Origin of the sequence: Kineosporia succinea, assembly GCF_030811555.1 — a bacterium.
Taxonomy (GTDB): Bacteria; Actinomycetota; Actinomycetes; order Actinomycetales; family Kineosporiaceae; genus Kineosporia; species Kineosporia succinea.
This window is the reverse complement of record NZ_JAUSQZ010000001.1, coordinates 1,485,209-1,497,366: the sequence shown is the minus strand read 5'-3', so window position 1 is coordinate 1,497,366 and position 12,158 is coordinate 1,485,209. Positions and strand designations below refer to the sequence as shown.

Here is a 12,158-nt window from a genome sequence, read left to right as displayed (position 1 = left end):
CTCATGGGTCCTGGCTGCTCCGGGCGCCTGTCCCGGAGGGGCCTTTCGGCCGACATCCCGCGGTGCAATCGCCTGGATCAGAAGGATATCGGGGACAGGCCGGTGTGGACACAGCCATCACAGGTGTAACCGGGGCCCAACTGGCATCGGTGTCAACAGCGAGTGATACGGGCGAAACGCATCGTGATCATGGAGGCCGGTCGAGGTCCGGTGGGAGTGGGGGCGGACGGCATTCCGGCAGGTCGGGCGGCAACGGACAGCGACCGGGGGCGTCCGGCAAGATCTTGGTAAAGATTCGCAGAAAGATCTCGCGGCGGGGAACTTCCTCGGGCGGACGAACATTAGATTCACAACGGTCGCAGAAGTCGGCCGTGCCCGGACGTGGTGGTCGACGTGGCCGCCACGGGCAGAAGGAGCACACGAACAAACGGTCGGAGGACCGATGGAAAGCAGAAACCCTGTCTTCGGGCGCAGCGAGGAATTCGCCCGAGGGGGTTACGCGACGTTCGACACGCGCACGCCGACCGCCGACGACCTGCAGGGTATGTACGACAGCCCGGCGGCGCGGTCGCGCAACACCGACCGGATGACGATCGACGACGTCGTGATCCGTACGGCGTCGCTCTTCGGTGTGCTGCTCGTCGCGGCCGTGGCTGTCTTCGCGCTGCTCAAGCCGGGCGACCCGGCCCTGATGATGGTCACCTTCGGTGGCGCCATCGTCGGCCTGGTGCTGAGCCTGGTGATCTCGTTCAGCAAGAAGATCCGCCCCGCCCTGATGCTCACCTACGCGGCGGCCGAGGGCCTGTTCGTCGGCGGCATCAGCCTGATCTTCGAGACCGTCTACCCGGGCATCGTGATCCAGGCCGTGCTGGGCACCCTGGGTGCCTTCGGGGCCATGCTGGCGCTCTACAAGTTCAACGTGGTGCGCGCCACGCCGAAGTTCACCCGCACCCTGATGATCGCGGGTGCCGGCTACCTGGTCTTCGGCCTGATCAACCTGGTGGTCTCGCTGGTCACCGGCAGCAGCGCCTACAACAGCCCGATCGGCTGGGCGATCGCCGCCGTCGGTGTGGTGCTGGCGTCGTTCTTCCTGATCCTCGACTTCGACTTCGTCGAGCAGGGCATCCGTAACGGCCTGCCCCAGCAGTACGCCTGGACCGCCGCGTTCGGCCTCGTGGTCACGCTGGTCTGGGTCTACATCGAGATCCTCCGTCTCCTCGCGATCCTGCGCGGCGACGACTGATCTCCCGCTCCCTCACGAGCAGATCGCCCCCGCCCGGCTCCTCCGGGCGGGGGCGATCTTTGTCATGGCCCGCCCAGCTTCAGCACTTAGGCTGATCGACGTGCCTGAACGTGATGACGCCGCTACGACCGACGCGCCCCTGAGCTGGCACCCGCCCCAGCCCCTGCTCGAGATCGCCGAGCTGGTGCTGAGCGGAGCACTGCCGGTCGCGGCCGGGCTGGACCCCGCGCTGGACCTTGCCCTGGACCTGCCGGCCGCGGTCGAGCAGCGCCTGTCCGCCGGTGAGGCCGTCACGCTCGAAGACGCCGAGGGCACCCCGGTCGCCACCCTGACCCGCAAGGCCGGTGCGCCGCCCCTGCCGGAGTTCACACCGCTGCGGCCGTTCACGCACGGTCCGGTGCGAGCGGCGCGGCGGTCGCCGGCCCAGGTCCGCGAGGCTCTCGCCGCCGATGAGGTGGTGCTGGCCGTACCGGTTCTCGACCTGCTCACCTCGGCGCAGGTCGAGGAGGTGCGGACCCGGGCCGCCCGGGCCGGGGCCCGGGTGCTGTGGATCGCGGTGATCGGCGCCGGTCGCCAGCTGCCCCTTCCCGCCGACGGTCTCTGGCGGGCGGTGCGCGATGTCGCGGCCGTCGTCCCCGGCAGCTCTGACGTCCCCGGCAGCTCTGACGTCCCCGGCAGCTCCGACGTCCCCGGCAACTCCGACGGCCAGGGCCGCCCCGCCGACCAGGCCGTCGTGGTCGCCGTGCCCCGGCTCGCCCACACCGACGACACCGCCCTCATCACCGCCGTGGCCCGCGGCCACGGCGCCACCGACGTCGTCAGCCCCGCCGCGTCCGAGGTGACCGCAGCGTCCGAGGTGACCGCAGCGTCCGAAGCGACCACCGCGTCCGAGGTGACCAGCACGACCTCCGTCACCGGCGTGCCCGCGACGGCCCCGTTCGAATCCCCGGCTCCCCGCCCGCGGGCGGCGGCCGGCTCCGAGGTGACCACCGCGTCCATCATCGGCGCCCTGCACCCCGCCTTCGCCCGCGAGCACGCGCGCGCCGTGCCACCCCCGCACCGCCGCGGCCTGACGCTGTTCTTCACCGGCCTGTCCGGGTCGGGCAAGTCCACCGTGGCGAAGGCGCTGGCCGAGAGGCTGCTCGACCACACCGTCCGCACGGTCTCGCTCCTCGACGGCGACGAGGTGCGGCGCATGCTCTCGGCGGGACTGACCTTCAGCCGGGCCGATCGTGACCTCAACATCCGGCGCATCGGCTACGTGGCGGCCGAGGTCACCCGGCACGGAGGGCTGGCCGTGTGCGCGCCGATCGCCCCGTTCGAGACCGTGCGCGCCCAGGTGCGGGCGGGGGTCGAGGAGGTGGGCGACTTCGTGCTCGTGCACATCTCCACACCGCTCGAGGAGTGCGAACGCCGCGACCGCAAGGGGCTGTACGCCCGGGCCCGGCGCGGGGAGATCGCGGACTTCACCGGGATCTCGTCGCCGTACGAGGTGCCGGAGCGTCCGGAACTGCGCATCGACACCACGGGCATCACCGTCGAGGCGGCCGTGGACCAGGTCTGGGCGCTGCTCACCGAGCGGGGCTACGTCTCCTAGAAAGGGAATCGCGGTGCTGGAGCTGGATGAGTTCGAGCGTCTCGTCAACTCCGGGCACGTCGACACCGTGCTGGTGGTGTGGACCGATCCGGCGGGGCGCCTGCAGGGCGAACGGGTGCACGCGCGGTACTTCTCCTCGACCGTGCTGGCCAACGGGCTGAACGTGGAGCCGGTGCGCGCCGACCCGAGCGCGGTGAGCCTGGTCGCGCCGTCGGGCGCACTGGTGCTGCGGCCGGACCCGGCGACCCTGCGCCCAGCGCCCTGGATGGCGGGCTCGGTCATGGTGCAGGGCAATCTCTTCCGGGCCGACGGCCTGCCGGTGCGCACCGCTCCCCGGCAGGTGCTCGCGGCCCAGGTGCGGGAGGCCGCCGATCTCGGGGTGGTGCCGGCCGCGTCGGTGGCGCTGCAGTTCACCGTGTTCGGCACCGGTTACGCCCAGGCGGCGTCACAGCACTGGACCGGTCTGGACCTGGCACCTGCCAGTCGTAGCCTGGGCGGCACGAACGCCGACGAAGACCTGCTGCGCGACCTGCGCCAGACCGCCTACAACTCGGGCCTGACCGTGCACTCGTCGCACGGCACCGGCGTGCCCGGGCAGTACGACCTGACCTTCCGCCACGACGATCTGGTGCGCACGGCCGACCACCACGTCGCCTTCCGGTCGGCGGCCACCGAGCTGGCCGGGCGCCACGAGCGGGCCCTGACCTTCATGGCTCGCTACGACGACCGGCCCGGCAACGGCGCGCGGGTCTCGATGAGCCTGCGCGGCCTGGACGGGAGCTTCGTCTTCGCCGACCCCGCCGAGGCCGGCACCAGCGGCGACGGGCGCAGCGCGGTGTTCCGCAGTTTCGTCGCCGGGGTGCTCGCCACCCTGCGCGACTTCACCCTGCTCTACGCCCCGACGGTCAACTCGTACAAGCGTTTTCGCGACGGCGGCGGGGCCCCGGCCGCGATCACCTGGGCCGAGGGCGGTGCGGGCGGTGCACTGCGGGTGGCCGGGCGGGGCGAGTCGCTGCGGGTGCAGAACCGGGTGCCGGGCTCGGACGTGAACCCGTACCTGGCGCTGGCCGGCATGCTCGCGGGCGGTCTGTACGGCATCCGCGCCGGGCTGCCGCTCGAGCAGCCGCTGGTGGGAGACCTCCGCGCGCCGGGGCTGGCCCGGGTGCCGGCCTCGCTGAGCGCGGCCCGGCAGGCGTTCGCCGGGTCGGACCTGGCCCGCAACGCCTTCGGGGAGGACGTGGTGGCGATGGTGCTGCGCGCCGCGGACGCCGAGCTGGAGGCCTTCGACGGGGTGGTGACCGACTGGGAACGGCGCCGCGGGTTCGAGATGCAGTGAAGGGTGCGATGATCGGGCCGTGCTGAGCCCCACCCACGAAGAAGCGGTCAAGCGTCTCGACCGGCTCGCCGACCGGCTGCGCGTGGTCGGCCCGCGGATGGCGGCTCGCAGCAGCGACGAGGCCGCCGAGCTGCTGGGCCGGATCCGCGCCGGGTTGCAGCGCATCGCCGACCTGACCGCCGAGGCCGACGGCGAACCGCGCCGTGAGGTACCGGTACTGGGCGCCCACGCCCTGGCCGACCAGGCGCTCGTGCTCGGGCACGACCTGCTGCGCGGGGGCGATCGCACCGACCTGTTCCGGGTCACCGCCGTCGAGGCGATCATCGCGGTGCACGACCTGGTGTAGACCGCGTCACAACCGGGAATGAACGGCCGGAGCCGAGGCGCTGCACTGGCTGGGCGTAGCGCGTCTTCATGGGGCTCCCGGCGACGAAGGTGGGAAAAGAAGCCAGAACTGGTGAACAGGCCGTGGTTACGGTGTTGCCGAAACGCGTCTGCGCTGTTCAACTGCGAATGGGGTACTCGTACCCACTGGCGAAGGGAGCGCACCGTGAGTCGAGCCGAGAGGGCACGGAGGATCGCGACGGCGGCGGCCTTCGGAGGTGGGGGCCTGGGCGCGATCGGCGCCGCGGCCTACGGGGTGCTCCTGACCGAGGTGCAGATCGCCCGCAAGGTGATCGGGCAGCCGTTCGGCAACGCCGGTCCCGGTGGTGAGGGCCTCTACGGCGACTTCCCCGGTGAGCCGATCCAGCTGGTCATGCTCGGCGACTCGACCTCGGTCGGGCTCGGCGCCGACCACGGGTCGCAGACCCCGGGCGCGGTGATCTCGGCCGGTCTGGCGTCGATCGCCGGGCGTGGGGTGCAGCTGCGGATGTTCGGCCGGGTCGGCGGCCAGTCCTGGGAGCTCGAGGGCCAGACCGCCCGGGTTCTCGACGAGAGCCCCAAGCCCGACGTGGCCGTGATCATGGTCGGCGCGAACGACGTCACCCACCGGATCAAGCCGCAGGTGGCGGTGCAGGCGCTCGCGGCGTCGGTGCAGCAGTTGCGGGAGGCCGGGGTCGAGGTCGTCGTCGGCACCTGCCCCGACCTCGGCACGATCCAGGAGATCCCGCACCCGCTGCGGTTCGTCGCCCAGCGCATGAGCCGTCAGCTGGCGGCCGCGCAGACCATCGCGGTGGTCGAGGCGGGCGGGGCCTCGGTGTCGCTGGCCGACCTGCTGGCCGACGAGTTCCGGCAGCACCGGGTCGACATGTTCGCCAGCGACCGGTTCCATCCCTCGGCCACCGGTTACGCGCGGGTGGGCGAGGCGATCCTGCCCAGCGTCGCCACCGCCCTGGGGTACCTGCCCGCCGAGCGCGACCGGGTGCCCGACCACGACCGCGGTGAGGGCATCGACGACGTGGCGCACGCCGCGGTGCTGGCCGCCGACAGCGCGGGCACCGAGGTCTCGGCGATCGAGGTCTCCGGCTCCGACCGGGGTCCGCGGGGCCGCTGGGCCGCGTTCCGGCGGCGCCGGGCGCCGCGGGATGCCGAGCAGCTGGCGTCCGCCTCGGGTGACACCGCAGCCTAGGCAACAGCTTTCGGTGCCCACGGGGGACGCCGGGCCCGGCGTCCCGGGGGCCCGGCTCGCCCGGGCGGGCCACCGCGCTCAGGAGGGCCGAGACGTCCCGGTGAGTTCGCGCGTCCCGCGTTCGGGGTGACCGTGGACCGGTCGGCCATCACAAAACCCGTGGACACGTGCCCCGGGCGGCCCGTTGGGGTTTGATGGCCTCGTGAAGTACGCCGAATCGATCGTTGAGCTCATGGGTAACACCCCTCTGGTCAAGCTGGGCCGGGTGGCCGAGCACGTGGCACCCCTCGTGCTGGCCAAGGTCGAGTACCTGAATCCCGGCGGTTCCGTGAAGGACCGCATCGCCCTCCGGATGATCGAGGCAGCCGAGAAGGAAGGGCTGCTCAAGCCGGGCGGCACGATCGTCGAACCGACCTCCGGCAACACCGGGGTCGGCCTGGCGCTCGTCGCCCAGCGCAAGGGCTACAAGTGCGTTTTCGTCTGCCCGGACAAGGTGAGCAAGGACAAGCGTGACGTCCTGGCCGCTTACGGCGCCGAGGTCGTGGTCTGCCCGACCGCCGTCGCCCCCGAGCATCCCGACTCCTACTACAGCGTCTCCGACCGCCTGGTGAAGGAGATCGACGGCGCCTGGAAACCCAACCAGTACGCCAATCCCGAGGGGCCGGCGAGCCACTTCGCCACCACCGGTCCGGAGATCTGGAACGACACCGAGGGCCGGGTGACGCACTTCGTCACCGGCGTCGGCACCGGGGGCACCATCACCGGCACCGGCCGCTACCTCAAGCAGCAGGGCCCGGTGAAGGTCATCGGCGCCGATCCGGAGGGCTCGGTCTACTCCGGCGGTACCGGCCGTCCGTACCTGGTCGAGGGCGTCGGCGAGGACTTCTGGCCGTCGGCCTACGACCCCTCGGTGCCCGACGAGATCATCGCGGTCTCCGACACCGAGTCGTTCCTGATGACGCGCCGCCTGGCCAAGGAGGAGGGCCTGCTCGTCGGTGGCTCCTGCGGCATGGCCGTGGTCGCGGCGTTGCGGGCGGCCGAGAAGCTGACGAAGGACGACGTGGTCGTCGTTCTCCTGCCCGACGGCGGACGCGGCTACCTGGGCAAGATCTTCAACGACCAGTGGATGAAGTCGTACGGCTTCCTGAACGAGGACGGCGGTCTCACCGTCGGCGACGTGCTCCGCGCGAAGGTCGGTGACCTGCCCGACCTGGTGCACACCCACCCCACCGAGACGGTGCGCGACGCGATCGGGATCCTGCGCGAGTACGGGGTCTCGCAGATGCCCGTGGTCAAGGCCGAGCCGCCCGTGATGGCCGGTGAGGTGGCCGGTTCGGTGAGCGAGCGGGCCCTGCTCGAGGCCGTGTTCACCGGCCGGGCGAACCTCGCCGACCCGGTCGAGCAGCACATGTCGGACGCGCTCCCGCTGGTCGGCGCGGGCGAACCGGTCGAGGTGGTCAGGAAGTCGCTCGAGCAGGTCGATGCCGTGATGGTGGTCGCCGACGGCAAGCCGGTCGGGGTGCTCACCCGTCTGGACCTCCTGCAGGTCTACGCCGGCTGACGTCGCGCTACGCCGAACGGGTGGAGGCGGCCGGGCACCGTAACGGGCTGTCCGGTCGCCTCCGTTCGGTGGGCTGCCACTCGTCGTAGCAGGTGAAACGGCTGCTGACACTGCGTCAGGCGGCTGTCCCCACAACGGGCCGGACGGGTGTCACGGCCGCCCGGTACTGAAGGAATCACCTCCCTCGTGTCGATGGGTCAGGGCAAGCGACTTCCCCGGAACATCCCGCGAACGAGGAGGCACCGTGGCCCGACTGCTGGTGGTCGAGGACGACCCGGACGTCCGTGATCTGATCTCGATGCGACTGGTCATGGTGGGCCACCGTGTCATCGCGATGCCGGACGCCGACCTGGCCCTCGACTCGGTCGACCAGTTCGGGGCCCCGGACGCCTACGTGCTCGACGTGGGCCTGCCCGGCATGGACGGGTTCGACCTGCTCACCCGGCTGCGGCACGGGCACGAGGACATCCCGGCCATCTTCGTCTCGGCCTCCGCGCGGGAACGCGACATCCTGCGGGGCCACGAGCTCGGCGCTGCCTACCTGACCAAGCCGTTCGCCGCCCATGCCCTGCTGGACGCCGTCGACGAGGCCATCACCGGACGGCCCATACCGTCCGTGACCGAGCACGCGTGGTGATCCCGATCCGTTGGTGAGAACGACTGAGAAGGCCGGGGGTGGCGGCGTGACCAGCAGTACCTTCCCGCCGATAGCCCCACCCGCGGCGTTCGTCCCGCCGATCAGCGGCGGGCACTCGCTGATCGACCTGCTCTGGCGCAACTCCGAGGCCTCCATGGCGGTGGTCGACGCCGATCGCGTGCTGCGGCACGCGAACCCGGCGGCGGCCTCGCTGTTGGAGGTGCTCGGCGTGACCGTCGGCGACCGGATGGAACGGCTCGCCCGGCGGGTCACCGGCGCCGGCAGCCCGGCCGAGATCGACCCGCTGGCCAAGGTTCTCGCCGGCGAGACGATCTCACGCGAGCTGATCAGCGTGAGCTTCGACGCCGGTGGCGGACCGCGCCGGATGATGATGTCGGGGCAGCCGATCGAGCTCGACGACGGCACGTCCGGCGCGTTGATGATCTGGAACGACATCACCGACAGCTGGCAGTTCGCCGAGCGCAGCCGCAGCGAACTGGACCGGCTGGCGAGCCTTCTCGAGGGGGCGTCGGACTACGCGATCATCATGCTCGACGCCTCCGGCCGCGTGCACAGCTGGAGCGCGGCCGCCGAGCGGATGCAGGGCTACGCCTCGAAAGACGTCATCGGCCTGCCCTACGCCGCCTTCTTCGACGCCGCCGACCAGGCCGCCGGGGTACCGGCGAAGATCCTGGCCGACGCCGCGGCGCTGGGCAAGATCAACGTCGAGGGCAAGCGGGTGCGGCGCGACGGGTCGGTCTTCTGGGCCCACGCGTCGATCTCGGCGATGCGGGACGAGCAGGGGCGCCTCCAGGGTTACGTGAAGGTCACGCACGACGTGTCCGAGCAGCGGGCCCTGCAGCAGGCCAGCCAGGAACTCACCGAGCTGCTCGAGGAGCGGGTGGCCGAACGCACCGTGCAGCTGGAACAGAAGAACGCCGACCTGGCCGCGGTCAACTCCGAGCTCGAGGCGTTCTCGTACAGCGTGTCCCACGACCTGCGGGCACCGCTGCGGGCGATGAGCGGGTTCGCCCGGATCATGGCCGAGGACTACGCCGGGGAGATGCCGCCGGACGCCACCCAGTACCTGCGCAAGATCACCGAGAACGCCGAGCACATGGGCAATCTCATCGACGCGCTGCTGGCCTTCTCCCGGATGCAGCGCCAGCAGATGCAGTCGCAGCCGATCGACATGACGTCGCTGGCGCAGGACTGCTGGAACGCGCTCGAACCGGCCCGCGAGGACCGGGTGATCGAGTTCGTGCTCGCCAAGCTCCCGCCGGCCTACGGGGACCGCCGCCTGATCCAGCAGGTGTGGATGAACCTGCTGGACAACGCCATCAAGTACACGGGGAAGAAGGAGTCGGCCCGGGTCGAGGTCCGGGCCGAGATCGCGGAGGAGGACGACACCCCGGGCACCCGGCCGGGGCCGCTGGAGGTGCCGGACACGGTGATGTATCTGGTGAAGGACAACGGTGCGGGGTTCGACATGCGGTACGCGGCCAAGCTGGGGCAGGTCTTCCAGCGGCTGCACCACAACGAGGAGTTCCAGGGCACCGGTATCGGCCTGGCCCTCTCGCAGCGGATCGTGCAACGGCACGGCGGTCAGCTGAGTGCGGTGGGAGAACCGGGGGTGGGGGCCACGATGGGCTTCACCCTTCCGGCGCCGGGAGGTGACCTGCGATGACGCCCTGGTTGCTGCTCGTGGAAGACAGCCCGCACGACCGCGAACTGGCCCTGCACGCCCTGCGCAAGGGGCGGTTCCCGGGCCGGGTGGAGGCCGCGAAGGACGGGGTCGAGGCGCTGGACCTGCTGCTGTGCCGGGGGCCGTGGGCCTCGCGGGACCCGAACGACCTGCCCCGGGCGGTCCTGTGCGACATCAAGATGCCCATGCTCTCGGGCATCGACGTGCTGCGGGAGATCCGGGCCACCCCGGCTCTCGCCGACGTGCCGGTGGTGATGATGACGTCGTCCGCCGAGGACGGCGACCTGGAGACCTGCTACTCCCTCGGCGCGAACAGCTACATCGTCAAACCGGTCGAGATCGAGCCGTATTTCGAGACGGTGCTCGACATCGGGCGGTACTGGCTGGTCCACAACCATCCGCCCCGCGATCGGAGGGTCGCGCTCGCCGGTGGGGGCCGTTGAGCGCGAATTCGCGGGACCAGTAACACATCACGGGAGAAACCATGCCATCGCCACTGCGGCTGCTGCTCGTCGAGGACCGCCCCGACGACGCGGAGCTGCTCCTCCTGGAGCTGAAACGCGCCGGGTACGAACCCAGATGGACCCGGGCCGAGACGCCGGAGGAGTTCATCACCGGTCTCGGCGAGCAGCCGGACATCGTTCTGTGCGACTACTCCCTGCCGGCCATGACGGCGCCCGACGCGCTGCGGCTGCTGCAGGAACTGCAGATGGACATCCCGCTGATCGTGGTCAGCGGGGTGATGGACGAGGACACCTGTGTGAACTCGCTGCGCCTGGGGGCCTCCGATTACCTGCTGAAGGACCGGCTGGTGCGCCTGGCCCCGGCCATCGAGCACGCCCTGGCCGGCCGCCGGCTCGCCACCCAGGCCCGGATCACCGAGCAGGAACGCCGGGAGACGGCCGAGATCCTGCGCGGCGTGGTCGATCACGCGCCGGCCGCGATCTGCGTGCGTGACGCCAACGGCCGCACCCTGCTCACCAACGCCGAGTTCGACCGGCTCAAGCCCAGTGCCTCCGGGGTCCGCCCGGCGGCCGACCGGCGCCGCCTGACCTCGGTGGAGCAGGCCTGCCTGGACGGCGCCGACAAGGTCGAGGGCGAGGAGATCTGGGCGGTCGACGGGGAGGACCGCACCTATCTGGTGGTGCGCTACCCCGTGGTCGACGGCACCGGGCGGCGGTTCGCGATCGGCGCGATCTACGTGGACATCACCCGGCAGAAGCAGGTCGAGGAGGAGCTGCGCGAACTCGACCGGCTCAAGGGCGAGTTCGTGGCGACCGTGAGCCACGAGCTGCGCACTCCGCTGACCAGCATCACCGGGTACGCCGAGATGCTGCTGGCCGGTGAGGCGAACGACGCCCAGCAGCGCATGGTGCAGGTGATCGACCGCAACTCCCGCCGGCTGCTCACCCTGGTCGAGGACCTGCTCACCCTCTCCCGCGTGGACTCCGGTGTGGCCGCGCGGATGGACGAGGAGGTCGACGCGGCCGACCTGATCGCCCAGGCCGTGGGGGTTCTCGGCCCGGCGACGGAGTCGCAGGGCGTCGAGATCGACGTGCGGGTCCCACCCGGTCTGCCCTACCTGATCGGCAACCGCTCGCAGCTGGAACGCGTTCTGCTGAACCTGCTCTCGAACGCGGTGAAGTTCTCCACGGCCGGCGGCACGGTGACCGTGTCGGCCTCGGTGCCCGACCTGACCCGGCCCACGGTGGAGATCAGCGTGGCCGACACCGGCATCGGGATCCCGGTCGAGGAGCAGGACCAGCTGTTCACCCGCTTCTTCCGGACCGAGCAGGCCCGGCGTCAGGCGATCCAGGGCACCGGGCTGGGGCTCGCGGTGGTGCGGCAGATCGTGGAGGCGCACCACGGCACGATCGGGGTGCGCAGCGCGGCCGAGGAGGGGGCGGTCTTCACGGTGTCCCTGCCCGCCCTGAGCGGTGTGGGCGTTCGCTTCTGACATCACGTCCAGGTCACCGAAACGTCCCCCACGGCCTTCTCTCACCGGCCGATGGGGGACGTCGTGGTCGCCGGGCGTCTACTCGTCGGGTGTCACGTCGATCACCTGGTGCTCGGTGGCCAGCATCGACTCGACCCGCCAGACCAGGGCTCGCGGGCTGAACGGCTTGACGATGTAGCCGTCGACGCCCGCCGCCTGCCCGTGCCGGATGTCCGACTCGGTGCCGCGGGCGGAGAGCATCAGCACCCGCACGTCGGCCAGGGCCGAGTCGGCCCGCAGGGCCTGGCAGATCTCCGGGCCGGTGTGCTCGGGGAGCATCCAGTCGAGCACCACCAGGTCGGGAGCCCGGCCGCTGGCGGCCTCCAGGCCGGCCAGTCCGTCGGCGGCGACCCGGACCGCGTGCCCGGCGCCGCTCAGCGCCTCGAAGAGCAGATCGCGGATGTCGGGGTCGTCGTCGATGACAAGGATCTCGGCCATGGGCATCCCCTGTCGTTCACGGGTCGCGGACTTCCGGGAGTCGTCGACGGGCCGGAACCGAACCTTGAACGACGG

General features: G+C 71.2%; 11 protein-coding genes. 10 read left to right on the top strand and 1 reads right to left on the bottom strand.

Translation table 11 applies throughout. The annotated features are described in order from the left end of the window. Positions 1-442: 442 nt before the first annotated feature. The 10 genes from J2S57_RS06700 (at position 443) to J2S57_RS06655 (ending at position 11,606) form a co-directional block, all read left to right on the top strand. On the top strand, positions 443-1,243 hold the full coding sequence (locus J2S57_RS06700; RefSeq protein ID WP_307239508.1) for a Bax inhibitor-1/YccA family protein: 801 nt from the start codon (positions 443-445) through the stop codon (positions 1,241-1,243). Between the two features lie 100 nt (positions 1,244-1,343). After that, positions 1,344-2,840: an adenylyl-sulfate kinase gene (cysC, locus tag J2S57_RS06695; protein WP_307239505.1), complete on the top strand. Its 1,497-nt coding sequence runs from the start codon at positions 1,344-1,346 to the stop codon at positions 2,838-2,840. 13 nt (positions 2,841-2,853) lie between these two features. Then, positions 2,854-4,176, top strand: a complete 1,323-nt coding sequence (locus J2S57_RS06690) for a glutamine synthetase family protein (protein ID WP_307239503.1) — start codon at positions 2,854-2,856, stop codon at positions 4,174-4,176. 19 nt (positions 4,177-4,195) lie between these two features. Then, a complete protein-coding gene (locus J2S57_RS06685) occupies positions 4,196-4,522 on the top strand; it encodes a hypothetical protein (protein ID WP_307239501.1) in 327 nt (108 codons plus the stop codon). Between the two features lie 204 nt (positions 4,523-4,726). Next, positions 4,727-5,746 (top strand): SGNH/GDSL hydrolase family protein, encoded by a 1,020-nt coding sequence (locus tag J2S57_RS06680; RefSeq protein ID WP_307239499.1) that lies wholly within the window; start codon positions 4,727-4,729, stop codon positions 5,744-5,746. 202 nt (positions 5,747-5,948) lie between these two features. Further along, on the top strand, positions 5,949-7,307 hold the full coding sequence (locus J2S57_RS06675) for a cystathionine beta-synthase (protein ID WP_307239496.1): 1,359 nt from the start codon (positions 5,949-5,951) through the stop codon (positions 7,305-7,307). Positions 7,308-7,551: 244 nt separating this feature from the next. After that, positions 7,552-7,944 (top strand): response regulator transcription factor, encoded by a 393-nt coding sequence (locus J2S57_RS06670; protein WP_307239494.1) that lies wholly within the window; start codon positions 7,552-7,554, stop codon positions 7,942-7,944. 46 nt (positions 7,945-7,990) lie between these two features. Next, on the top strand, positions 7,991-9,631 hold the full coding sequence (locus J2S57_RS06665; protein WP_307239491.1) for a sensor histidine kinase: 1,641 nt from the start codon (positions 7,991-7,993) through the stop codon (positions 9,629-9,631). After that, on the top strand, positions 9,628-10,092 hold the full coding sequence (locus J2S57_RS06660; RefSeq protein WP_307239489.1) for a response regulator: 465 nt from the start codon (positions 9,628-9,630) through the stop codon (positions 10,090-10,092). Before J2S57_RS06665 ends, J2S57_RS06660 begins: the two co-directional genes overlap by 4 nt. Before the next feature lie 41 nt (positions 10,093-10,133). Beyond that, on the top strand, positions 10,134-11,606 hold the full coding sequence (locus tag J2S57_RS06655) for an ATP-binding response regulator (protein WP_307239487.1): 1,473 nt from the start codon (positions 10,134-10,136) through the stop codon (positions 11,604-11,606). A gap of 78 nt (positions 11,607-11,684) precedes the next feature. On the opposite strand, the gene J2S57_RS06650 is transcribed toward J2S57_RS06655, so the two are convergent. Beyond that, the gene (locus J2S57_RS06650; protein WP_307239484.1) at positions 11,685-12,083 is read right to left on the bottom strand and encodes a response regulator transcription factor; all 399 of its coding nucleotides are present in this window, start codon (positions 12,081-12,083) and stop codon (positions 11,685-11,687) included. Between the last annotated feature and the right edge of the window lie 75 nt (positions 12,084-12,158).